The organism is Actinokineospora alba, from assembly GCF_004362515.1.
In the GTDB taxonomy this organism is placed as follows: domain Bacteria; phylum Actinomycetota; class Actinomycetes; order Mycobacteriales; family Pseudonocardiaceae; genus Actinokineospora; species Actinokineospora alba.
This window is the reverse complement of sequence record NZ_SNXU01000001.1, coordinates 1658996-1682808: the sequence shown is the minus strand read 5'-3', so window position 1 is coordinate 1682808 and position 23813 is coordinate 1658996. Positions and strand designations below refer to the sequence as shown.

Genomic DNA, 23813 nt, shown 5'->3' with positions numbered 1-23813 from the left:
CCCAACTACTCCGCTTTGGCCAGGAGTTCGTGGGCCAGGACGTCGGCGAAGGTGAAGCTGCCGGTCGGCTGGTCGTTCTCCCCGAGCAGGTAGAGCCGCTTGACCGCGACCAGGATTCCCTCGGCGACAACGTCGCGGAAGGCCGGGTCGGACAGCCGGGCCCGGTCGTCGACGTTGGTGAGGTAGCCGATCTCGATGCGGACCGCCGGGCAGCGGGTGAGCCGCAGGATGTCCCACGTCTTCGGGTGCGTCCCGCAGTCCCGCAGGCCCGTGCGCATGGCCAGCTCGCGCTGGATCAGCCCGGCCATGGCCTCGCCGAGGGTCGACGTCGTGCCGTTGCCGCTGCCGAAGTGGAAGCTCGCGACACCCTGGGCGTGCGGGGAGGCGTTCGAGTCGGTGTGCAGCGAGAGGAACAGGTCGGCGCCCGCCTCGTTGGCGAACGCGGCGCGGGACTCGTCCGGCGGGCACTGCTCGCGGCCACGCGACAGCAGGGCCTCCATGCCGGTGGCGACCATCCGGCCTTCGAGCCTGCTGGCCAGGTCCCACATCAGGTCGGACTCGTTGACCCCGCCGACCGACAGCCCGGTGTCGGCGCCGCCGTGGCCCGGGTCGATGACGATGCGCTTGCCGCGCAGGCGCGGACCGGCCTTGCGGACCCGCTCCTGTTCGCGCAGCAGGACCGGACGGCCGCCGCGGGCGCGCGGGGACAGCTGGCGCAGGGCGCGGACCGTCTCCGGGCCGCAGATCCCGTCGACGGTCAGGCCGTAGTCACGCTGGAAGTTGCGCAGGGCGGACTCGGTCTGGGCGCCGAAGACGCCGTTGGGCCGACCCGCGTCGTAGCCGAGCTCCAGCAGGCGTTCCTGCAGGGTGAGCACGTCGTCGCCGGTGATCGGGGCGGAGACCATGAACGCGAGCGGACGGCCACCGAGCTGGTGGGTCGCGTCGCGCAGGGCGCGGTAGGTGGCCGGACCGACCAGTCCGTCGGTGATCAGACCACGCTGCTGCTGGAAGGCGCGAACGGCGTGTTCCATGGCCTGGTCGAACACCCCAGGTTCAGTCATGCCGGTGACCGAAGGCAGCAGGCCCAGCGCAAGAAGCGTGGACCGGACCTCGGTTACAGCAGGACCCCCATCGCCGCGGCGGAGTACCCGCATGCACCCTCGCTCTCCGGTTGGGCTCCGGCGGAGCCGGAGCGGTTCCTGACAGCTCATCATTGTGCCCTGTCAGCCTGGCCACTTCGCGGAAGGGGCGTGGGTGGGTCAGAGAAACGCCGAACCCGGGGCCCCGCGTCCTTAACGAGACGCGCGTACCCCGGGTTCGGGTTGCTTCGCCGACCGCCTTTATCAGGCGAGATAGTCCTCGAGGTCCTTGAGGATGGCCGCCTTGGGCTTGGCGCCGACGATGGTCTTCACCGGCTGGCCCTTCTCGAACAAGATCATGGACGGGACCGACATGATCTTGTAGTCACGGGCGGTGCCGGGGTTCTTGTCGATGTCGAGCTTCGCGATGGTGATCTTGTCGGGGTTGTCGCGCGCGATTTCCTCCAACACCGGGGCAACCATCTTGCACGGGCCGCACCAGGTGGCCCAGAAGTCGACGAGAACGGGCTTGTCGCTCATCAGGACATCGTCCGCGAACGAGCTGTCGGTCACGACGACGGTGTTGCCTGCCATCTTGTCTCCCTGTGGTGTTGGTTGGTGATCAGTTGGAGGAGGCGTAGCCGCCACCGACGAACTCGGAGGCGATCTCGGCCTTGGCCTCACCGTGCTCGGCGAGCCAGCGCTCGGCGTCGATCGCGGCCGCGCAGCCGGAGCCCGCCGCGGTGATGGCCTGGCGGTATTCGTGGTCGACCAAGTCACCGGCGGCGAACACACCGTCGATGTTGGTGTAGGTGCTCTGCCCCTTGACCAGCACGTAGCCCGCGTCGTCGAGGTCGACCTGGCCCTTGACCAGCGCGCTGCGCGGGTCGTGGCCGATCGCGACGAAGAAGCCGGTGACCGGGAGTTCGGAGACCTCGCCGGTGACCGTGTCGGCGATCTTGAGGCCGGTCACGCTGGTGTCGCCGAGGACTTCGGTGACCGCGGTGTTGAGCTGCCAGCGGATCTTCTCGTTGGCCTTGGCCCGCTCGAGCATGATCTTCGACGCACGGAACTCCTCGCGTCGGTGGATGATCGTGACCGACTTGGCGAAGCGGGTGAGGAACGTGGCCTCCTCCATCGCCGAGTCGCCGCCGCCGAGGACGGCGATGTCCTGGTCGCGGAAGAAGAACCCGTCGCAGGTGGCGCAGGCGGAGACGCCGCGGCCGAGGAGCTCCTGCTCGCCGGGCACGTTGAGGTAGCGGGCGGCCGCGCCCATGGCGAGCACGACGGCCTTCGCCGCGTAGCGCGTCCCGTTGGCGGTCACGTACTTGATCTCGCCGGCGAGCTCGACTTCCTCGACGTCCTCGGGACGGAGTTCGGCGCCGAACCGCTCGGCCTGCGCGCGCATCTGCTCCATCAGGTCCGGGCCCATGATGCCGTCGCGGAAGCCCGGGAAGTTCTCGACCTCGGTGGTGGTCATCAGGGCACCGCCGAACTGGGACCCCTCGAAGACCAGCGGTTCGAGCTGGGCGCGCGCGGCGTACACGGCCGCGGTGTACCCGGCTGGACCGGAACCGATGATGATCAGGTTCCGGATCTGGTCCACGTCCGCAGGCATTTGCCCTCCATCGACTCCGCCGGACGTCTTGCCCGGTCGCATTGGATGTCAACGCGATCGTAGGGGCCAGTTGTTCCGCCGCCGTCGGTGACAGGGCACACGAGTGCGGGGGACCTCGGCAGAGATCCCCCGCAAACGTTTGCGATCAGGTGGTTCAGCGGCCGATCGTGCCGTTGAACAGCTCGGTGCAGTTGCCTTCGACGACCAGGATGCGGAACTTGGTGGCCTCGCCGGTGGTGAGCATCGCCATCACGCCCGGCTTCCCGTCGAGCGTGACCGGCCGGACGCCGATGGTCTGCGCCTTCGCCGGGTCGAGCCCGCGGGCCACGATGCACTTGTCGAGACCGGCCTGGTCCTTGAGCGGGCCGTACTCCTTCTTGCCGCCGAGCTGTCCCGCGACGCTGCCGATGTCCTCACTCTTCACCGCGAGCGGCGGCTCGGCGTTCGTGCCCTCCGACGCCGACGGCACCGGGGCCGCGACACCGTCGGTGGTCTGCTTCGCGCCGGGCAGCACCGTGACCGTCACCGCGACAGCGGCAGCCGCCGCCGTCAGGGCGCCGACACCCCACGCCATGCGGCGGGAGCGCTTGCGCCTTGCCTCGGCCAAGTCGATGACCGGGGCGCCTGCCTGCTGACCGCCGAACGCGCGCCGGGCCTCAGTGTCGAGCGCGGCGTCGAGCCGAGCGGCGAACTGCGCGGGCATCGGTGGCGCCGGGGCGTCCCGCAGCTGCTCCAAACCGTCCTTGACCGAGTCGAGCGCGTCGATGATCGCCCGGGCCTGCGGGTCGGTGTTGACCTGGGCCCACAGCTGGGCGCTCTCGCGCGGGTCCAAGACCCCCGCGTGCAGGTCGGCGAGCAAGTCGACAGACCACGGCGACCTGTCGGGGATGCCAGTGCCCCGAGTCCCGTCCGTCATCGTCCCTCCAAGTGGCGCCGAGTCGGCGCGTCTCGCCGTTCGATAGCGTCACCTGGGACGTTCGCATCTGCACTCGGGTTCCGCAGATGGCCGAGAACTTTCGCCAACTTGGCACGGCCACGTGCGCATCGGCTCTTCACCGTGCCCTCGGCGATGCCCAGCATCTTCGCCGTCTCGGCCACGGAATAGCCCTCGACGTCGACCAATACGATCGGCACCCGCTGCTCCTCGGACAGCTCGGCCAGCGCGGTGCGCACGACCAGGCTGGTCTCCCGGTCGGACATCGCGTCGCGCGGGCTGACCGGCTCACCCGGCCCGGTCTCGGGGAGCGGCACCGTGGGCCGGGCTTGGCGTCGACGGACGCGGTCCAGGCAGGCGTTGACGACGATCCGGTGCAGCCAGGTGGTGACCTGGGACTCGGCCCGGAAGGAACCGGCGGCGCGGAACGCGGAGATGAACGCCTCTTGCAGGGCGTCCGCCGCTTCCTCGGGGTCGCGCAGCGTGCGCAGGGCGACTGCCCAAAGTCTGTCGCGGTGCCGGTGGACTAGCTCGGAGAAGGCGCGCGGATCCCCGGCGGCATGGGCCGCGATGAGGTCGGCGTCCGAACTGGCGGCGGCGGTCACGCGGACAGCGTATCGGGCTCGTTCGTGATCGTCGTGACGTGCTCCGACCGGCGCATTTTACTGGGCGCGGAGGAAGCGGATCTCGGTTAGTTCGGAGACGTTGCCCTCGGCGAGGGTGGTGATCCAGATGAGCACGTGCTGGGTGGGCTCGGCGCTGTCGAGTTGCAGCTTGGTCTGGCCTGCCTGCAGGGTCGCGCGGCCGATGACCTTGGTCTCGTCGAGTTTCGGGCGCTCCGTGGGCGCGGTGCGGATCTCGACGACGGTGCCGTCACTGGGCGAGTCGATGATGACCTCGGCGAACGGGACCGGCTCGGCGAACGAGGCCATGATCCCGATTCCGGGCTTGAGCGCGGGGAACGGCTGCGCGTAGGCGTCGGTCTTCCACGCGGTCTTCGGGTCGCCGTCGACGGCGAAGGTGGCCCGCCGCGGGTTGTCGGCGGTGCCCTTGACGTTGTAGACCCGCACGCCCGCGGCCTGGATCGGCTCACCCGGCTGCGGTGGCGGCGGACCGTTCTGCGGGTTGCCGCCGGGGGCGGTCGCCACGATCGTCGGGCCGCCCGCGCCGGGCTCGGTGTCGCCGAAGAAGCTGATGAGCTGCATGCCGAGCCACGCCAGGACGCCGACCGTGGCCACGGCCAGCGCGGTCACGCCGACGGCGAGCTTGCGCCGGGTGGCGCGGTCGTTGCTGGGCCGCCGCGTGGTCCAGACGGTGCCGTCGTCCTCGTACTCCTCGTCGTCGGAGATGGCTTGGAGCTGGTGGGTCTCGTCGTCGATGAACTTCGCCCGCTCCAGGACCCGGATCAGCCCCGCGCTGGTGCGGATGCCGCCGATCGAGTCGCCGGACAGGCAGCGCAGCGCGACCTCGGACAGCTCCTGCGGAATGTACGAGTACAGCGCGCGGGGTGCGACGACGTGGCCGTCCGGGCCCAGCGGCGCGGCCGGGACGCCTTCCGGTCCGCCGGGCAGCGGCCACCGGCCGGTGAGGAGCAGGTAGAGGATCGCGCCGAGGCCGCGGACGTCGTCGTGCAGGCTCGCCTCCGCGGGCGCGCCGAGGAACGCGAGGAACAGGGCGCCCTGCGGGGTGACCCGGATGCGCTGCGGGTGGTCGAGGCCGAGCACCAGACCCGTGTGGTGGGCCGTTTCCGCCGCCGCGGCGAGCGGTTCGAGCAGGCTCGCCGCGATCGCCGACGGCACCGGGTACTCGGCGACGAGGTCGATCAGGTCGGTGCCGCGGACCCAGTCGGCCACGATGATGCCGATGAGGCCCTCACCGGCGCCGATCCCGCTGCCCTGGCTGAGCACGTCGAGCACCCGGGCCTTGCCGGGGTGGTTCAGCGTGGTGGCGTGCGCGGCGCGCTCCAGGGTGCGCCGGGCGGCGGCCACCGCGGCGGCGTCGCCTTGGTCGCCCGCCAGCAGGGTGAGCGCGACATCGCGGCGGAGGTAGCTGTCCTGGGCCCGCCAGAAGTGGGCGTTCATCCGCTGGTCGACACCGAACTGGGCGACCAGCCGGTAGCGGCCGTCGCCGATCACACCGCCGGGGACGAGGAAGCCCGGGCCGGCACTGCGGCCAGCCGCATCCTCGCCCGTCGGGTACTCGGTTCGCCTCGTCGTCACTCTGTCTCCAGCACGCCGGTCGACCCGAGGGTACGTGAAAGCACGCCAAGACCGGTGGTCATCTCGTTACCCACGGCGCACGAGTCGGGTGATTCGGCTCGTCGCGGGCTTGAGCTCGGGCACCTTCAACGCCATCAGCAGTCCGACCATAACCGGACCCGCGACAACCGACTGGACGATGAGCACCAGCCAGGCCCGACCCATCGAGCCGATCGTGCCGGGCAGGACGAACCTGCTGACCAGCCAGGCTGCCGCGACCCCACCAAGACCAGCGAGAACGCTCTTGCTGATCACCGCGATGATCTTCTTGCTGTGCAGGTTCCCCAAACGCACCCACAGCCACATCTGGCCGAGTACCGCGCCGACGACGAACGTCAGTGAATTCACCAGCATGACGGCGATCACTACCTGCCTGGGATCCACCACCGCGCCGCACATGTAAAGCAGCGGAACCTTGACCACGGTCATCACGAGCATGATCAGGGTGGGCGTGCGGGCGTCCTTCATGGCGTAGAAGACCCGCAGCTGCAGCATCACCAGCGCGTACGGGAGCAGACCGAACGCGGAGAACGCCAGCGCGGTGCCAAGCCGGTTGGCCTGGGCGAGGTCGGTTGCCCCGGCCCTGAACAACGCGATGCCGATCGCGACACCCGACACCGTGAGGATCGCGCTGATCGGGACGAGCATGACCGCCGAGAGCCTGCTGCCGGTGGACAAGTCGTCGACCACCCGTTGGGTATCGCCGTCGGCGGCGGCCCGACTCATTCGCGGCAAGATCGCGGTCAGCAGCGAAACGCCGATGACGCCGTAGGGCAGCTGGAACAGCAGCCACGCCTGCGCGTAGATACTCACCCCGCCGGCCGAGGCCGCGGAGAGCACCCGCTGCGTGACCACCATGCCGACCTGGCTGATCAGGACGTATCCCAGGATCCACAGGGCGAGCCCACCGAACTCCTTGAGCCGGGCGTCGAACCCCCACGTCCACTTGAACTTGAAACCGCTGCGTTTGAGTGCGGGCAGCAGGATCGCCGCCTGCACGACGATGCCCATGGTGACGCCGATGCCCAGGACCAGCAGCTTCGCGTCGCCCATGTGCACCGGGTTCAGCGAGAGCTTGCCGGGGACGATCGCGTAGACGAGCAGGGTCGCCATGACGACGAGATTGTTGACCACCGGTGCCCACGCGGTCGGACCGAACACGTGCTTGGCCTGCAGGACGGCCGACAGCAGGGCGAAGAGTCCGTAGAACAGGATCTCGGGTAGCAGCAGGTAGGCGAAGGCAGTGGCGAGTTCGGGATTCGCGTTGCCGGTTGAGCCGTCGATGTAGATCCGGGTGAACACCGGGGCGAGCGCCACCGCGATCACCGTGGCGACGGCCAGACCGGTCATGCCGACCGTCAGCAGGCGGTTGATGTAGGTCTGGCCGCCGTCCGGATCGTCATGCGACCGCACCAGGAGCGGCACGACGATGCTGGCGAGCACCCCGCCGAGCAACAACTCGAAGATGATGTTGGGCAGCGTGTTGGCGATGGTGAACGAGTCTTGGACGACGCCGAAGCCGATGATCCAGCCGAGCATCAGTTTCCAGAAAAACCCCGTGATCCGGCTGACCATCGTGGCGATGGCCATCGACCCGGTCGCGCGGGCCAGTGAGGGCACCGCTTTCTTCTGTGCGCCCTGCTCCACCGTCGTCGTCCTCGCTCTTTCGCGCCTATAGATCGTTCTCGGCGGCCGCGGCCATCCGCTTGGCGCGAATGCGGCGGAACAGCCGCAGGCTGACGAGCAGCACCAGCGCGCCCGCCGCCGTGCCGGTGACCGCCAGGGTGATGCTGCCGTAGGAGGTGGAGTTGAGTTTCACCTGGGAGGTGGCACCGAGAGTGGTGCCACTTTCCGTGGTCAGCCAGACGTCGACGGTGAAGCGGCCCGCGCGGCTCACCGAGACCGGGAGGAACTGGGTCATCGAGTGGCCCGCGGGGATGCGGACATAGACCGACTGGTCGGACCGCAGGCCCGGGGTGTCCCCTACGTTGACCCTGGCCCGCACCGCGACCGGCAGGCCGTTGGTGATGTACGCCGGGATCGGGCTGTCCGACGACGCCAGCGACAGCGGGACACCGGAGTCGTTGATCGTCACCCGGGACAGCAGCGCCTTGAGCTGTCGGCCCGCGTGCCGCGTCGCGTTCGACGCCTCGGCGGGCCGCGAGCGCCACGCGGTCGAGGACGCGCGGATCAGGTCGTCGCGGATGGGAGCGAGCAGCTCGCTCGGGTCGAGCAGGACGGTGGCGTCCTTGGTGAAGACGTTCTTGATCAGTTCACGCTGGACGGTGTTGATCCGGGCGATCTCGGCGGTGACCGGCGCGGTGACCTCGGCGCCGCTGTCCTGCGCGGAGTAGTCCAGACCGCCCGCCTTGCCCTGATCGGGAAGCTCGACGAGGGAGGGCAGCGGCAGCGGCAGCGTGTAGCCCTGGCTGTGCAGCGACCGCAGGGTCTGCAGGAACACCCGCAGCTCGCCGATGGACGCCGACCACCGGCGCGGGGGCGCGACCAGGACGTTCTGCCCGGCGGTGAACGCACCGCGGAAGACCAGGGTCGCGAGCCCGTTCTGCACCGACGACGTCTTCACCGCCGAGTCGCCGCCGCGCGGGGCCAGGGAGGAGGCCACGAGGGTGTCGTACGGGATGGCCCGCGCCGAGTCGCCGTTCAGGCTCAGCGGCGCCTTGCCGACGACCTGCTGCAGCTTGGCGGAGTCGGCCAGCACGGTCGTCCGCCGGGCGCTCGACAGGTCGGCGAGGGTCCGCTGGTCGAGGGTGCCGCCGTCGGGCCAGACCACCCCGGCCTGCGGCTTGACCTCGAGGATCTTCTCGATGACGTCCGACGCCGAGATCGCGACCGTCTGCAGGTCGACGGTGTCGGAGCGGGAGAGGGCGACCAGGTCGGCGTCGGCGAACGGCAGCGACACCACGCACTGGCCCTTGGTGAGGTCGCGGAGCACCGAAAGCCACAGGGCGGCCGTCTCCTGGCCTCTGCCCTCGCTGACCACACCGTCGCGGCCGACGACGTAGCCCTTGGACATGAGGTCGACCTGGTGGACCAGGTCGGGATCGATCGCGAAGCACAGCGACCGCAGCAGGGTGTTGTCCGTCACTGCCGCCTGCTGCACGGCGTTGAGGAGGCTGAACAGCCTGCCGCCGCTCAACGAGTCGGCCAGCCCCTCGTCGGCGAAGACCGGTTTCCCGCCGCCCGCCGGGATCTCCACGGGCCGGGGCTGTTCGTCGACCAGCGGCCACAGCATCCCGACCTTGGACGGGTCCGCGGGCCGGGCGATCGCGTCGCCACCGGGCACCGACAGGACCGGCAGCAGCGCGCTCAGCGCGCCGATGCGCTCGGCCGTGCCGAAGTCGGGAACGCCGTTGAAGTTCAGCACCAGCTGGTAGATGCCGGGCTTGTCGACCTTGAGGGAGCCGCGTTCCTGCCCGAGGCCGACGGTCAGCTCGAAGCGCGACGACTGTCCCCGCTCCAGTTTGCGGCTGACGTCCTTGAACACACTCGTCGTCGGCTTGGTCAGCGCGGTCGACTTGTGTGGCTCGTTGAGGGCGCGGCGCAGCGCGGACTCGTCGCCGAGCAGGTCGCCGCGTTCGAGGCGGACCTGAATGTCGTCGATCCGGCGATCACCCGTATTGGTGATCGTTCCGGTGACGGTGACCGTGGGAGTGGTCGCGTCGGCGACTCTCGGGGTGAGCTGATCCAAGTCGACCCGGATGCGTTCGGTGGTCTGGGCGGTCGCTTCGCCGAGTGGCGCACCGAGCACGACCAGCACCGCGGCCAGCGTCGCCAGTCCGGCGCGACGCAGTCGAGTGATCACGAAGTCTCTCCAGCCATGGGGTCAGCCTCGGCCGACTTCGTCGCGCTCGACCGGACCGGGTGAGAGTGGATGCTCGGAGAGTAGTTGCCTCGCCTTTCGGACCAGACGGCGCTCGTCCGCATAGGCGAGTCTCGCCTCCAAGTCGTCGAACGCCACCCACGCGACCTCGGTCACTTCCAGGTCTTCGTCGGAGAGCTCATAGGAGTGGGCGACCAGCAGGAAGTGGTGCACCGTCTTGTGGATGCGCTTGGCGCCGTCGGCGATGAACCAGTAGTCGATCGTGCCCAGCGGCTGGACGACCTCGCCGTCGATCCCCGTCTCCTCGGCGACCTCGCGGACCGCCGTCTGCTCCGGGGTCTCGCCTGGCTCGATATGGCCCTTGGGCAGCGACCACAGCAGCCTGCCCCGCCGGTCGAGGCGGCCGATCAGGGCGACCCGGTCGGTCTTGGCGTCGAGCACCAGCCCGCCCGCCGACGTCTCGTCGACCGTCGCCAGCTTCGGCCCGCGCTTGCGGAAGCGACGCCCGGTCCGGGCGCCTCGGGACCTTCCGGACGACGGGGGCATATTCGCGATGGTAATGCGATCGGCGACCTCGGGGACGGGCGTCGCTCGACCCTGTGGATAACCGGTTACGCTCGTTCATTGTGTTCGCCTCAGTGTCGCGGTCTGTCTCATCAGCGCAGGCCGCCCAGAACGCGGTAGTGGAACTCATGCGGGTTTCGCCGATCGCGGATGATCTCGCCACCCGGTTCACCCGGGCGGGCCATCGCCTCTACCTCGTCGGCGGCCCGGTCCGCGACGCGATGTTGGGTCGGATGGGCAACGACCTCGACTTCACCACCGACGCGCGGCCCGAGCAGATCATGAAGATCGTGAGCGGCTGGGCCGACGCGATCTGGGACACCGGCATCGCCTTCGGCACCGTCGGCGCGACCCGGCAGGGCACCACCTGCGAGATCACCACGTTCCGGTCCGACGCCTACGACCGGGTCAGCCGCAACCCCGAGGTCCAGTTCGGCGACTCGATCGAGGCCGACCTGGTCCGCCGCGACTTCACCGTCAACGCGATGGCCATCGACTTGTCGACAAAGCAATTCATCGACCCGCACGACGGCATGTCCGCGCTGGCCGAACGCAGGCTCGACACCCCGGCCACCCCGCAGGAGTCCTTCGCCGACGACCCGCTGCGGATGATGCGGGCCGCGCGGTTCGTCAGCCAGCTCGGCTTCACCCCCGCCCCGCGCGTGGTCGAGGCACTGTCGTCGATGAGCGGCGAGATCGCCCGGATCACCCCGGAGCGGATCCAGACCGAGCTGTCCAAGCTGCTCTGCGGCGCGCACCCGCGCGAAGGCATCGTCCTGCTCGTGGACAGCGGGCTGGCCGACCACGTGCTGCCGGAACTGCCCGCGATGCGGTTGGAGATCGACGAGCACCACCAGCACAAGGACGTCTACGAGCACTCGCTGGTCGTGCTCGACCAGGCGATCGACCTCGAGGAGAAGGGCGCCGAGCCGGACCTGGTGCTGCGACTCGCCGCGCTGTTGCACGACATCGGCAAGCCCGACACCCGGCGCCTCATCCCCGGCGGCGGCGTCAGCTTCCACCACCACGAGGTCGTCGGCGCGAAGATGGTGCGCAAGCGCATGAAGGCGCTGCGGTACTCGAAGGACCTCACCGAGTCCGTCGCCAAGCTGGTGTTCCTGCACCTGCGGTTCCACGGCTACGGCAACGGCGAGTGGACCGACTCCGCCGTCCGCCGCTACGTCACCGACGCCGGTGACCTGCTCCCCCGGCTGCACAAGCTCGTCCGCGCCGACTGCACCACGCGCAACCGGCGCAAGGCGAACATGCTCCAGCGCACCTACGACGGTCTTGAGGAGCGCATCGCGCGAATCGCCGCCGAGGAGGATCTGGCCAAGGTCCGGCCGGACCTCGACGGCAACGAGATCATGCGGGTACTCGGACTGCCGCCGGGCCCGATGGTCGGCAAGGCGTGGACGTTCCTCAAGGAGCTGCGCCTCGACCGCGGCCCCCTGGAGTACGACGACGCCGTCGCCGCGCTCCACGAGTGGGCCGCCGAGCAGGGTCTAGTGGCCAGTGATTCGGGTGATGGTGACGAAGCCGGCGAAGCCGATCAGGTAGCAGATCCCGGCGGCGGCGAACAGTCCCGGTGAGGCGCCGTCCGGCGCGACGACCAGCGCCGCGAGCGACACCGAGACGACCTGCGCGACGTTGAACAGCGTGTCGTAGAGGGCGAACACCCGGCCGCGGACCTCGTCGCCGATGTCGCGCTGGACGGCGGCGTCGACGCAGAGCTTCACGATCTGGCCCGCGTAGGACAGCACCAGCGCGGCCGCCAGCGTCGTGATCATCGTCATCGGCATCCCGAGCGCGACGACGGCGACGCCGCCGACGACCAGCGCCGCGCCCATGGTCCGGCGCCGGTAGAACTTGGCGACGATCCGGGCGGTCGTCATCCCGGCGAGCAGAATGCCGAGCCCGACCATGCCCGCCACCTCGCCGAGCCCGGCCATCCCGGTGTCGAGGCGGAACCGGACCAGCAGCACGGTCAGCAGCAGCAGGATCCCGAACGCGGCCCGGTGCGCGAGCAGCGCCACGAACCCGGCGAGCACGGTCGGTGTGCGCACCGCGGCGCGGGCGCCGTCGAACAGCCCCCGCGCGATGGCGACCAGCGTCTGCGGCGGCTCGTCGACCTCGTCGGGTCCCAGCGCGCCCTTCGCGAACCGGATGGCGACCAGCGCGGCGGCGATCGAACCGAGTGTGGCGGCGGCGGTGGTGATCCCGGAGCCGACGTCGTCGGCGCCGACCAGCGCCCGCAACCCGACAGCGCAGCCCGCGCCGGTCACGGCGACGACCGCGCCGAGGGTCGTGGCCAGCGCGTTCGCCTCGACCAGGTTGCGCACCGGCACCACGTGCGGCAGCGACGCCGAGAGTCCCGACCCGACGAACCGGCTGATGCCGACCACGATCAGCGCGAGCGTGAAGAGCACCGGCTCGTCGGCGCCCATCGCGACGGTCACGGCCGCCACCAGGATCAGCAGGCCGCGCAGCGCGTTGGCCACGACCAGCACGTTGCGCCGGTCCCACCGGTCGAGCAGGGCGCCCGCGAACGGTCCGACGAGCGAGTACGGCAGCAGCAGGGCGGTGAACCCGGCGGCGATGGCGAGGGCGTCGGCTTCGCGTTCCGGGTTGAACAGGACGGCGCCCGCGAGACCGGCCTGCAGCATCCCGTCGCCCCACTGGGCGGCGAAGCGGCTCAGGAGCAGGCGGCGGAAGTCGGAAATGGACAGCAGCCGCCGCACGCCGATCCGAAGGTGGTGTGCCTCGTGATCGGCGGGATGGCTGGTATCGGCACGCGTGCTCACGACGGCTCAGCCTACGTCTCCGGGAAAGCCCCCGAACGCCGGAATGGGCGGCCCCGAAAGGGACCGCCCACCCGACACCGGCACCGGGTCGCCTCACGGCGAGTTGCACAACGTGGCTCCAGCCGTGCGGTATTCCACGAAGGCGGTTCTAGTTGAGCCCGGGGGACACACAGTGCCGACCTCATCATCAACGACGGATCCCCCGCTTTCGTTCCCGTCGGCCGCGAAGGAGGGTCGGGCCGTTCACACTCGCCGCGCGGATGGGATCATGGCGGGGTGTCATCCGACGCCTCGGTCGAGCCAGGGACGCTGCTGGTAGCCGCGCCCAGCCTGCTCGACGACAACTTCCGTCGCACGGTGGTCTACATCATCGACCACCGGAGTGAAGGCACGCTCGGGGTCGTCCTCAACCGACCGAGCGATGTCCCCGTCGACGACGTGCTGCCCACGTGGGGCAGGCACGTGTCGGAGCCGAACTCGGTGTTCGTCGGCGGCCCGGTCGAGCAGAAGACCGCGCTGTGCCTGGCCGCGATGCGCACCGGCGAGCTGGTCGACGGGGTGACGGGCCTGATCGGCGTGCGCGGACCGGTGGCGTTGGTCGACTTGGACGCCGACCCGGACGTGCTCGTCCCCAAGTTCCGCGGGATGCGCGTGTTCGCCGGCTACGCGGGATGGGACCTCGGCCAGCTCGCGGGCGAGATCGACCGCGGCGACTGGATCGTGGTCCCGGCCCTGCCCAACGACGTGTTCGCCCCCGCCGAGGAAGACCTCTGGGGCCGCGTGCTGCGCCGCCAGGGCATGCCGCTGGCCCTGTTGGCCACCCATCCGGGCGACGTCAAGGCGAACTAGGCGGTCTTCGCCTTGCCGAGGACTCCGCAGCCGCCGCACTGGCAGCCCGCGCAGCCCGCGGGGAGTTCGGGAGCGGGTTCCGGCATGGCCGCGGCGGCGCGGTGGCCGAGGGCGCCCGCGGCGACGGTGATGACCAGCAGGCCGATGGTCGCGATGATCGCCACCGTCATCGCACCCGCCGTGGTCGACAGCAGCAGACCGACGACGCCGCCGATCAGGCCGACGAGACCGGCCACCATCGTCGGCAGGCCCGCGACCTTGTTGGCGAGGCGGAAGGTGTCGTCGTCGCGCAGGGTGGCGGGGGTGCGGACACCGCCGAAGCGATTGCGCGGCAGCCGCTCGGTCAGGCCGAGGAAGCCGACGGCGAGCAGCGGCAGACCGGCGATGAGCGGCACGAGCGGCGCGAGGTTCACCACTCGATGGTAGGAGATGGCTCGCGGGGTCCTAGCCGGGCACCTGACCTGTGTGTTCCCGGTCATCCGGGAAAGCGGTTCGCGCCCGTGCGCTATTCTCTGGACATGAGTACGGCCCGCCTGCTCCTTAGTTGGCCGCGCTGACCGACCGGTCACGCGCGGCGACCCCTCATGCCCAAGCGGGCTGGGGGGTTTTCGTTTTTCCTCAGGAGCACGCACCCCCGGAAGGAAACTGATGAGCCCCGATCCTCAGACACCCAGCGCCGCCGATGCCGTGCCGAGCCACCGGTACACGGCCGAGCTGGCCGGTCGGATCGAGAAGCGCTGGCAGGACCACTGGGAGGAACGCGGGACGTACCACGCGCCCAACCCCGTCGGGCCGCTGGCGGGTCCGGTTCCCGCCGACAAGCTGTTCGTCCAGGACATGTTCCCGTACCCCTCGGGCGCGGGCCTGCACGTCGGCCACCCGCTGGGCTTCATCGGCACCGACGTCTTCGCCCGGTACCACCGGATGAACGGCCGCAACGTCCTGCACACCATGGGCTTCGACGCCTTCGGCCTGCCCGCCGAGCAGTACGCCGTGCAGACCGGCCAGCACCCGCGCAAGACCACCGAGGACAACATCCAGACCTACCTGCGGCAGATCCGCCGCCTGGGCCTGGGCCACGACGAGCGGCGCCGGATCTCCACGATCGACCCCAACTACTACCGCTGGACGCAGTGGATCTTCCTGCAGATCTTCAACTCCTGGTACGACGCCGACGCGGGCAAGGCGCGCCCGATCGCGGAGCTGGAAGCCGAGTTCGCCCAGGGCAAGCGGAACACCCCGGACGGGCGCGGCTGGTGTGAGCTGACCCGGGCCGAGCAGTACGCCGTGCTGAACGAGTACCGCCTGGTCTACCTGTCCGACGCCCCGGTCAACTGGGTGCCGGGCCTGGGCACGGTCGTGGCCAACGAAGAGGTCACCGCGGACGGCCGCAGCGAGCGCGGCAACTTCCCCGTGTTCCGCAAGAACCTGCGCCAGTGGATGATGCGGATCACCGCGTACTCCGACCGCCTGATCGACGACCTGGACCGCCTGGACTGGCCGGAGAAGGTCAAGGCGATGCAGCGCAACTGGATCGGCCGGTCCAACGGCGCCCGGGTGAGCTTCCCGGTCGGCGAGCACCTGATCGAGGTATTCACCACCCGCCCGGACACGCTGTTCGGCGCGACCTACATGGTCCTGGCGCCGGAGCACCCGCTGGTCGACGTGATCACCACCGCCGAGCACATCGACGCCGTCGCCGAGTACCGCAGGGTCGCGGTGAACAAGTCCGACCTGGACCGCCAGGAGAGCAAGGAGAAGACCGGCGTCTTCACCGGCGCGCACGCGGTGAACCCGGTCAACGGCAAGGAAATCCCGGTCTACGTCGCCGACTACGTGCTGATGGGCTACGGCACCGGCGCGATCATGGCCGTGCCCGGCCAGGACCAGCGCGACTGGGACTTCGCCACCAAGTTCGACCTGCCGATCATCCGGACCGTCCAGCCCACCGAGGGTTTCGACGGCGAGGCGTTCACCGGCGACGGCCCGGCGATCAACAGCGGGTTCCTGGACGGCATGGAGATCGACGAGGCCAAGTCGACGATCATCGCCTGGCTGGAGGAGCACGGCCACGGCCGCGGCACCATCCAGTACAAGCTGCGCGACTGGCTGTTCTCGCGGCAGCGCTACTGGGGCGAGCCGTTCCCGATCGTCTACGACGAGGACGGCCAGCCGATCGCGCTGCCCGAGTCGATGCTGCCGATCGAGCTGCCCGAGGTCGAGGACTACTCGCCGAAGACGTTCGACCCGATGGACGCCGACACCGAGCCGTCGCCGCCGCTGTCGCGGGCGAACGAGTGGGTCGAGGTCGAGCTGGACCTGGGCGAGGGAAAGAAGAAGTACCGCCGCGACACCAACACAATGCCCAACTGGGCGGGTTCGTGCTGGTACCAGCTGCGCTACGTCGACCCGACCGACACCGAGCGGTTCTGCGAGCCCGAGAACGAGCAGTACTGGCTGGGCCCGCAGAGCGACGGGGATCCGGGCGGTGTCGACCTGTACATCGGCGGGGTCGAGCACGCGGTGCTGCACCTGCTGTACTCGCGCTTCTGGCAGAAGGTCCTGTTCGACCTGGGCCACGTCAGCGCCGACGAGCCGTACCGGCGCCTGTTCAACCAGGGCATGATCCAGGCCTACGCCTACGTGGACGAGCGCGGTGTCTACGTCGACGCCTCCCAGGTCGTCGAGCGCGGCGGCAAGTACTTCTTCGGTGACCAAGAGGTCAAGCAGGAGTACGGGAAGATGGGCAAGAGCCTGCGCAACGTGGTCACGCCCGACGAGATGTGCGAGACCTACGGCGCCGACACCTTCCGCATGTACGAGATGTCGATGGGCCCGATGGACGTCTCCCGCCCCTGGGCGACCAAGGACGTCGTCGGCGCGCAGCGGTTCCTGCAGCGGCTGTGGCGCAACATCGTCGACGAGGAGACGGGCGAGGTCCGGGTCACCGACGCCGAACCCGACGAGACGACCCTGCGCGCGCTGCACAAGGCGATCGCGGGCGTGCACGAGGACTACTCGAACCTGCGCTACAACACCGCGGGCGCGAAGCTGATCGAGCTGAACAACCACATCACCAAGAACTTCACCGAAGGCTGCCCGCGCGTGGTGGCCGAGGCGATGGTCCAGATGCTGGCGCCGATGTGCCCGCACGTGGCCGAGGAACTGTGGTCGAAGCTGGGCGCCGCCGAGTCGCTGGCGCACGGCCCGTTCCCGACCGCCGACGAGCGCTACCTGGTCGAGGACACGGTCGAATACCCGATCCAGGTCAACGGCAAGGTGCGCGGCCGGATCACGGTGGCCGCGGACGCGAGCCAGGATGACGTGAAGGCGGCGGCGCTGGCGGAGGAGAAGGTCGCGGCCCTGGTCGCGGGCGGAACCCCGCGCAAGGTGATCGTGGTGCCGGGGCGTCTGGTCAACATCGTGCTGTAGCGAGGATCGGGGCTGTCACTCGGACAGCCCCACCTCGCGAACCAGATCGGCGAGCATCGACTCGAAGATGGGTTCGGCGTCGGTCACCGGGAACGGGAACTGCCCGAACACCTCCAGCGCGACCTGACCGTAGAGCCGCACCCAGAACCGCAGCATCACGTACGCCGTGGCGATCCCGAGCCGACTGTCCGCAATGGACACTCCGGTGGCGGCCATGCTGTCGAGCAGGTCGGAGCGGAACGCCGTCAGGTCCGCGACCAGCGCCGCCGGGATGTCCTGTTCCGGCGGGGTGATCAGTTCCCCGACCGCGAGGATGCGGCCCGCGACGCCGAGGAAGATCCGGCCGAACGAGTCCCGGACCGGGTCCTTCCTCGGGTCGTGCGGCGGGGTGGCGAACACGAGGGTGAACTCCTGCGGGTGCGCCAGCGCCCACCGCCGGAAGCCGCGGCACACCGCGAGCACCTGGGCGAGGTGATCTGACTCGGCGACGTCGGCCAGGTCTCTGTCCAAGTCGTTGCCCAGGTCCGCGCAGACGTCGGCGCGGAGGTGTTCGATCAGGTCTTCGCGCGAGGCGTAGTACCGGTAGAGCGCGGGCGCGGTGATCCCGAGTTCCCGTGCGATCGCGCGCAGTGTCACCGCCTGTGGACCGTCGCTGATCAGCAGCGCACGGGCCTGTCCGCGGATTTCGCGATCCGTTTCCGCGCGGGCCCGGTCGCGACGAGTCCCCTGCGTCATGTGGTCTCCGCGATGTTGTGAACAGCGTTCACGGACTGTAGCGTCCTGCTCCGTTGAGGGGACAGGGTTTGCTCGCATCGTGGGGTTCGTTCACGCACCGCAGACGGTGGGTGGTCCTGGTCGTCACCCTGCTGGTGACGATCGGCGCGGGCGGCTGGGGCCTCGGCGTCTTCGACAAGCTGACCCAGGGCGGCTACGAGGATCCGGCCAGTGAGTCCATGCGGGTCAAGGAGATCGTCACCGAGACCTTCGGGCAGCGCCCGCCTGACGTCGTGGTCGTCTACACCGCCCCGGACGAAAAGACCGTCGATGACCCCGCCCTCGCCGCCCAGGTCACCACCGCTTTGCGCGGCCTGCCCAGGGACAAGGTCGTGGCTGTCTCCGACTACTGGAGCACCGGTCTGCCCGCCCTCGCGAGCGCCGAGAAGACCATGGCGATGGCGACGATCACCCTTGCGGGCACCGACAAGGACGACCGTCGTATCGCGTACCAGTCTGTTCGGGACCTGCTGCCGGTTCCGGGCGTGCGCACCCAACTCGGCGGCACGGTGCCGACCGAGCAGGCGATGAACGAGCGGTCCGCGGACGACCTGACCGTCGCCGAGGCGGTGTCACTGCCGGTGACGCTGGTTCTCCTGGTGATGATCTTCGGCAGCGTGCTCGCCGCGTCCATGCCGGTGCTGGTCGGCTGCCTGTCGATCTTCGGGTCGCTGGGCGTGCTGCGGGCGCTGAGCTACGGGTTCGAGGTCAACTCGTTCGCGCTGAACGTGGCGATCCTGCTCGGCCTGGGCATGGCGATCGACTACGGGCTGTTCATGGTCGGCCGGTTCCGCGAAGAGCTGGGCGCGGGCGCCACGATCGCCGACGCGGTGAGCCGGACCGTCGCCACCGCGGGCCGCACTGTCGCGTTCTCGGCGACCCTGCTGGTCATCGCCCTCTCGGGGCTGGTCGTGTTCCCGATGGACTACTTGCGCTCGATGGCCTACGGCGGCATGTCGGCGGTGGCGATCGCGGCGATCATCTCGCTGACCCTGCTGCCCGCGCTGCTCGCCGTCGCCGGGCACCGCCTGCGCACCCCGCTCGGCGGCAGGCACCGCCGGATCGAGCGTGAGTTCCTCGCCCGGGTCGCCGACGCCGTCATGCGCCGCCCGGTGCTGTTCGCCCTGCCGATCACCGCGGTCCTGGTCGCGCTCGCCCTGCCGCTGGGCGGCCTGACTTTCGGCGGGGCGGACGAGAAGCAACTCCCGCCGGACGACCCGAGCCGGGTCACCGTGGAGACCATCGCGGCGAACTTCCCAGCGGCGAGCACCAACCAGGCCACGCTCGTCGTGCGCGCCGCCAACCCGGGGTCCGTCGCGCTGCTGGTGGAGGACTTGAAGCGCGTGCCCGGGGTGCTCGACGCCGTGCCGACCGGCGCCAAGGACGACATCGCGCTGCTCACCGTGCCGCTGGCGGGTGAAGCGAACACCGACGCGGCGGCCTCGATCATCCGAGCGCTACGAGAGGTGCCCACCGACGCCGACGTGCTGGTCGGCGGCTATCCGGCCGAGGTCGCCGACACCATCGAGGCGATCTCCGACCGGATCCCGTGGATGATCGCCATCCTCGTCGCGGCCACCCTGGTCCTGATGTTCCTCGCGTTCGGCTCGGTGCTGCTGCCGGTCAAGGCGGTGCTGATGAGCGCGCTGAGCCTGTCGGCGACGTTCGGGATCCTGGTGTTCGTCTTCCAGGACGGCCACGGCGCCGGGCTGTTCGGGGTGACCCCGCAGCCGGTGCAGGCGGGTCTGATGGTGTTGATCGTCGCGATGGTGTTCGGCCTGTCGACCGACTACGAGACGTTCCTGCTCTCGCGCATGGTCGAAGCCAGGCACACCGGGCTCTCGACCCACGCCGCCGTGCACGCGGGCCTGCTGCGCACCGGCCGCATGATCACCGCGGCCGCCCTGCTGCTGGTGGTCGTGACCGGCGCGTTCGGCCTGTCCGCGCTGGCCAGCATGCGGTTCCTTGGCGTCGGCATGATCATCGCCCTGGTGCTCGACGCGACCGTCGTGCGGATGCTCCTGGTGCCCGCTGTGATGCGGTTGCTCGGCGACGCGGCCTGGTGGGCCCCCGACTCGCTGCGCAGGCTGCAGGAGAAGGCCGGGCTGTCCGAGGTCGAGCCGGACGCGCCGACGCTGGTGATGGATCGGGCCTGGTAGGCGCGTCACCGGTGACGATCGCTCGGGGGGCCACACGACCGGCACCGGTGACGCTCAGCCGGCCTTGGCCCCCTGGCCCTGACCGGCACCCGGGGCGAGCCCCGGGATTCACCGCCACGCACCCGCCGGATCGCCCGAGGAGTACGCAAATCAGCTGACACATTGTGGCACCGGAGATCGATTCCACTACTGAATCGTTCACACTTGCGCATGTTTTTCACGACTAAGCTTGATCGGGTGGATGTCGTGGTGGTGGGTTCGGCCAACGCCGACCTGGTGGTGTCCGTGGCCCGCAGGCCGTCCGCGGGTGAGACGGTGTTGGGCTCCGACACCCGTGTCCTGCCTGGTGGCAAGGGTGCGAACACCGCTGTCGCGGCGGCGCGCAACGGTGCCGCGGTGTCGCTGGTCGGGGCCGTCGGCGACGACCCCTATGGTGAATTCCTCCTGAAATCACTTGGTTCGGCGGGCGTCGACACGACCCGGGTCCGCAAAGTCACAACGCCCACCGGGCTCGCGTTCATCACGGTCACCCCGGACGGCGAGAACTCGATCATCGTCTCGCCGGGCGCCAATTCCGCGCTCACCGAGGCCGATGTCGACCTGGGCGACGCCCGGGTCCTGGTGGCCTCGCTGGAAGTGCCGATCACCGTGGTGGAGCACGCGGTCGCGCTCGCGGCCCGCTCCGGGGTGCGGGCTGTGGTGAACCTGTCGCCGGTGGCGGAGCTGTCCCCGGACACCCTCGCCGTGCTCGACCCGCTGATCGTCAACGAACACGAAGCCCGCGCGCTGCCCGGTTTCGACTGCTCCCGCTCAGTCGTCGTCACCCTCGGCGCGCGGGGAGCCGACGTGGTCACCCCGGAGGGCACCCGCCGGATCCCCGCGCCCCAGGTCGACGCCGTGGACACGACCGGCGCGGGCGACGCCTTCACCGGGGCCCTCGCCGCCCACCTCGCCCGCGGCGCCGACCTGGTGGCCGCGACCGAACACGCCATCGCCTACGCCGCGCGGTCGGTCACCCATCAAGGTGCCCAACCCCCGCGAGTCGCCCCTCCAGGCAAGTGAGTCGCCCCCGCCGGCAAGTGAGTTCACCCCTCAGGAGCGGGTCCGTACCTCGTTCGCGCGGCCGACGTAGGCCATCAGCTCCGGCGAGAGGCCCGTGTCGAACTGCTGGTTGAGCTTGTCCCCCTGCTCGTCCCACATCTTCCCCAGCGACTCGCGGACGCCGTCGTCGCCGCCGGTGAAGGCCTCGACCAGGCCGAACCAGCGCGCGGTCAGGGCCTGCACGTCCGGGTCGTCCACCGGGGTGCCCGCGGCCAGGTGCTCCTGCATCGCCGAGATGACCTGTGGCCAGGCCTGCTCGACCTCCTTGATGGCGTTCTCCCCCAGCTCCTCCCGGCGCTTGGCCAGGTAGTCGAGCTGCTCAGGGGTGTAATAGCTCTCGATCATCTGCATCGTCTCCAGAATCGTCAGCACCTCGCCGGGATCGGCGACGGTGTTCATCCGCTCGAGCAAGTGCTGGACCTGCGCCCGCAGGTCGTTCATCCGGCGGGCCTGGGAATCGAGGTGCGCGAGCTGGTCGACGAGCACCGCCCGCAACGCCTCCCGGTCCCCTTCGGCCAGGGTCGCCGCGATGGTGTCCAGGCCCAGCCCGATCGACCGCAGCGCCCGCACCCGGTACAGCCTGCGGATGTCGGCCTCGGTGTAGCGGCGGTGCCCGGCGTGCGTGCGCTCGCTCGGCGACACCAGGCCGATCTCGTCGTAGTGGTGCAGCGTCCGCACCGTCAGGCCGGTCGCCCCGGCCAGTTCCCCGACTCCCCAGCGCTTCTCGCTCATGGGAATGACGCTAAGACCTCACGTCGCGTGAGGTGCAAGTCCCGATTGCGATAACGTCCGGATCATCCGGCCGAGCGGCCGTCTGGGGTTCAAGGCAAAGGTTTGTATCGTGATCGTCTTCTGGATTTTCGTCATGGTGGTCGCCCTCTTCGGCGGGCTGAACGTCTTCACGCTGCTGTTGCCGCGGCAGTTCCTGGTGCAGCGGCAGAAGTTCAAGAACGGTGAGCGCGGCCAGCTGGCGGTGAGCCAGGGCTGGCAGTTCGCGCCGTACGCGCCGGAGCTGCTCAACCAGTGGGGCAACATCGCGCCGTTCAACCAGCGCGGTGACCGCCGGGTGGCGTTCGGTGTCATCCGCGGCTCGCTCAACGGGCTGGAGTTCACCGCGTTCGACTACCAGCGCCGGACGCTGACGCGAAGCCACAACGCGATCATCTTCTCCGAGGACAACACCGTCGTGACCGTGTGGGCGGTGCGGCTTCCCGTTTCGCTGCCCTATGTCGAGGTGGCCAAGCGCGGGTTCTTCAACAACACCGACCAGGGGCAGATCCCGGTCCCCCACCGCGACTTCAACCGGCAGTACCTGGTGCAGGGGCAGAACCCGCAGCTGGTGACCGAACTCCTGACGCCGCAGGCGGTCGACCTGATCATCGACGCGAAGCTCGAGGGCTGGACGATCATCGGGGCCGACCTCGTCTACTACGAGGACAACAAGCTCACCCGCAACACCCCGCAGGAGATCATGCAGAAGCTGGAGGCGCTGAAGTACCTCGTCAGCGTTGTCCCGCAGCACGTGTGGGAGAAGTACGGAACGCCCGCGCCGCCGATGCCGCCGCTGCTCTCGGCGCAGCAGCCCGCGATGCCGCAGTTCCCGCAGCAGCCCCAGTTCCCGCAGCAGCAGATGGTGCCGCCGCAGCAGATGGCGCCGCAGCCGCAGTTCGCCCAGCCCCCGTTCGCGCCCCAACAGCAGCCCTACGCGGGCCAGCCTTCCGGCGGGTACGCCCAGCCTCAGCAGGGATATCCGATGGGACAACAGCAGTACCCGCCGCAGGCTTACCCCCAGCAGCAGCAGTTCCCGCCGCGCTACTGAGCTGACCTGGTCGCGCGATCGAACAGGTCGGCCAGTTCGCGGCCGTAGCCATCCAGGGGCAGCCCGGAGCGGGCCGCGCCCTCGATGGCCGACGAGATGGTGTTCGCCATGACCGCGGGGTCGAACTCGGCGAACACGCCTTCCCGCTGTCCTTGGCGCAGTTGGCGTTCCATCCGGCCGACGCGGAAGTCGGTCAGCAGCGGCGCGAACATCGCCGAGCCGTCCTCGGCGCGGTGGTTGTCGGCGACCTCGGTGATCGCGCGCAGGTGCTTGGCGTGGGTGCGCAGCAGCTCGACCCGGACCTCGATGTAGGCCCGCAGCATCTCCGCGCGGCCCGTGCGACCTTCCAGTCGCGCGTCGAGCAGCTCGTCCAGGGTGCCGACGGAGGTGATCAGGACGGCCATCATCAGGTCGTTCTTATCGGCGAAGTGATACGAGATCAGCCGCGTGCTGCTCAGCCCGGCCCGCTCCACGATTCGCGCGAAGGAAGTCTTCGCGTAGCCGAGGTCGGCGATGACCTCGATCGCGGCGTCGACGATCTGCTTGCGACGGGCGGCTTCAGTAACTGTTACCTGCATGAG

General features: G+C 69.7%; 19 protein-coding genes and 1 pseudogene. 6 read left to right on the top strand and 14 right to left on the bottom strand.

The window, feature by feature from the left end; translation table 11 throughout:
• Positions 1 to 5: 5 nt before the first annotated feature.
• From C8E96_RS08025 to C8E96_RS07985, 9 genes are all read right to left on the bottom strand, one after another.
• A complete protein-coding gene (locus tag C8E96_RS08025; protein ID WP_091376898.1) occupies positions 6 to 1154 on the bottom strand; it encodes an N-acetylmuramoyl-L-alanine amidase in 1149 nt (382 codons plus the stop codon).
• A gap of 189 nt (positions 1155 to 1343) precedes the next feature.
• Positions 1344 to 1673, bottom strand: coding sequence for a thioredoxin (gene trxA / locus C8E96_RS08020; RefSeq protein WP_091376895.1), 330 nt, complete (start codon positions 1671 to 1673; stop codon positions 1344 to 1346).
• Positions 1674 to 1701: 28 nt separating this feature from the next.
• On the bottom strand, positions 1702 to 2697 hold the full coding sequence (gene trxB, locus C8E96_RS08015) for a thioredoxin-disulfide reductase (RefSeq protein ID WP_091376893.1): 996 nt from the start codon (positions 2695 to 2697) through the stop codon (positions 1702 to 1704).
• A 154-nt stretch (positions 2698 to 2851) separates the two neighbouring features.
• Entirely contained in the window at positions 2852 to 3613 is a 762-nt protein-coding gene (locus C8E96_RS08010; RefSeq protein WP_091574882.1) for an anti-sigma factor family protein, read from the bottom strand.
• Positions 3610 to 4236 carry an RNA polymerase sigma factor SigM gene (sigM, locus tag C8E96_RS08005; RefSeq protein WP_091376888.1) on the bottom strand — a complete coding sequence of 209 codons (627 nt, stop codon included), beginning with the start codon at positions 4234 to 4236 and terminating at the stop codon, positions 3610 to 3612. Before sigM ends, C8E96_RS08010 begins: the two co-directional genes overlap by 4 nt.
• Positions 4237 to 4293: 57 nt before the next feature.
• The gene (locus C8E96_RS08000; RefSeq protein ID WP_456049315.1) at positions 4294 to 5712 is read right to left on the bottom strand and encodes a protein kinase family protein; all 1419 of its coding nucleotides are present in this window, start codon (positions 5710 to 5712) and stop codon (positions 4294 to 4296) included.
• A 204-nt stretch (positions 5713 to 5916) separates the two neighbouring features.
• Positions 5917 to 7479, bottom strand: a complete 1563-nt coding sequence (gene murJ, locus C8E96_RS07995; protein WP_091377099.1) for a murein biosynthesis integral membrane protein MurJ — start codon at positions 7477 to 7479, stop codon at positions 5917 to 5919.
• An 82-nt stretch (positions 7480 to 7561) separates the two neighbouring features.
• Positions 7562 to 9712, bottom strand: a complete 2151-nt coding sequence (locus tag C8E96_RS07990) for a DUF6049 family protein (protein WP_091376885.1) — start codon at positions 9710 to 9712, stop codon at positions 7562 to 7564.
• 21 nt (positions 9713 to 9733) lie between these two features.
• On the bottom strand, positions 9734 to 10276 hold the full coding sequence (locus C8E96_RS07985; protein WP_091376882.1) for an NUDIX hydrolase: 543 nt from the start codon (positions 10274 to 10276) through the stop codon (positions 9734 to 9736).
• 80 nt (positions 10277 to 10356) lie between these two features.
• On the opposite strand from C8E96_RS07985, the gene C8E96_RS07980 reads away from it, so the two are divergent.
• On the top strand, positions 10357 to 11886 hold the full coding sequence (locus tag C8E96_RS07980; protein WP_267463828.1) for a CCA tRNA nucleotidyltransferase: 1530 nt from the start codon (positions 10357 to 10359) through the stop codon (positions 11884 to 11886).
• Here C8E96_RS07980 and C8E96_RS07975 read toward each other — a convergent pair.
• Positions 11800 to 13041, bottom strand: coding sequence for an MFS transporter (locus C8E96_RS07975; RefSeq protein WP_091377096.1), 1242 nt, complete (start codon positions 13039 to 13041; stop codon positions 11800 to 11802). The two genes, C8E96_RS07980 and C8E96_RS07975, sit on opposite strands and share 87 nt — an antisense overlap.
• A 330-nt stretch (positions 13042 to 13371) precedes the next feature.
• On the opposite strand from C8E96_RS07975, the pseudogene C8E96_RS07970 reads away from it, so the two are divergent.
• A pseudogene (locus tag C8E96_RS07970) lies at positions 13372 to 13947 on the top strand (YqgE/AlgH family protein); the annotation flags it as partial.
• Here the strand turns inward: C8E96_RS07970 and C8E96_RS07965 are convergent.
• Positions 13944 to 14360, bottom strand: coding sequence for an SdpI family protein (locus C8E96_RS07965; protein ID WP_091376869.1), 417 nt, complete (start codon positions 14358 to 14360; stop codon positions 13944 to 13946). The pseudogene C8E96_RS07970 and the gene C8E96_RS07965 overlap by 4 nt on opposite strands.
• Before the next feature lie 235 nt (positions 14361 to 14595).
• Here C8E96_RS07965 and leuS point away from each other — a divergent pair, with 235 nt between their 5' ends.
• Positions 14596 to 17379, top strand: coding sequence for a leucine--tRNA ligase (gene leuS / locus C8E96_RS07960; RefSeq protein ID WP_091376865.1), 2784 nt, complete (start codon positions 14596 to 14598; stop codon positions 17377 to 17379).
• 15 nt (positions 17380 to 17394) lie between these two features.
• On the opposite strand, the gene C8E96_RS07955 is transcribed toward leuS, so the two are convergent.
• A complete protein-coding gene (locus C8E96_RS07955) occupies positions 17395 to 18114 on the bottom strand; it encodes a TetR/AcrR family transcriptional regulator (protein ID WP_091376860.1) in 720 nt (239 codons plus the stop codon).
• A 68-nt stretch (positions 18115 to 18182) separates the two neighbouring features.
• Here C8E96_RS07955 and C8E96_RS07950 point away from each other — a divergent pair, with 68 nt between their 5' ends.
• Both C8E96_RS07950 and C8E96_RS07945 read left to right on the top strand, forming a co-directional pair.
• A complete protein-coding gene (locus C8E96_RS07950; protein ID WP_091376856.1) occupies positions 18183 to 20312 on the top strand; it encodes an MMPL family transporter in 2130 nt (709 codons plus the stop codon).
• A gap of 237 nt (positions 20313 to 20549) precedes the next feature.
• Positions 20550 to 21374: a ribokinase gene (locus C8E96_RS07945; protein ID WP_228769966.1), complete on the top strand. Its 825-nt coding sequence runs from the start codon at positions 20550 to 20552 to the stop codon at positions 21372 to 21374.
• A 30-nt stretch (positions 21375 to 21404) separates the two neighbouring features.
• On the opposite strand, the gene C8E96_RS07940 is transcribed toward C8E96_RS07945, so the two are convergent.
• A complete protein-coding gene (locus C8E96_RS07940) occupies positions 21405 to 22145 on the bottom strand; it encodes a MerR family transcriptional regulator (RefSeq protein ID WP_091376848.1) in 741 nt (246 codons plus the stop codon).
• A 109-nt stretch (positions 22146 to 22254) separates the two neighbouring features.
• On the opposite strand from C8E96_RS07940, the gene C8E96_RS07935 reads away from it, so the two are divergent.
• Positions 22255 to 23232, top strand: coding sequence for a hypothetical protein (locus C8E96_RS07935; protein WP_091376845.1), 978 nt, complete (start codon positions 22255 to 22257; stop codon positions 23230 to 23232).
• On the opposite strand, the gene C8E96_RS07930 is transcribed toward C8E96_RS07935, so the two are convergent.
• A complete protein-coding gene (locus tag C8E96_RS07930; protein ID WP_091376842.1) occupies positions 23226 to 23810 on the bottom strand; it encodes a TetR/AcrR family transcriptional regulator in 585 nt (194 codons plus the stop codon). The two genes, C8E96_RS07935 and C8E96_RS07930, sit on opposite strands and share 7 nt — an antisense overlap.
• Positions 23811 to 23813 lie beyond the last annotated feature (3 nt).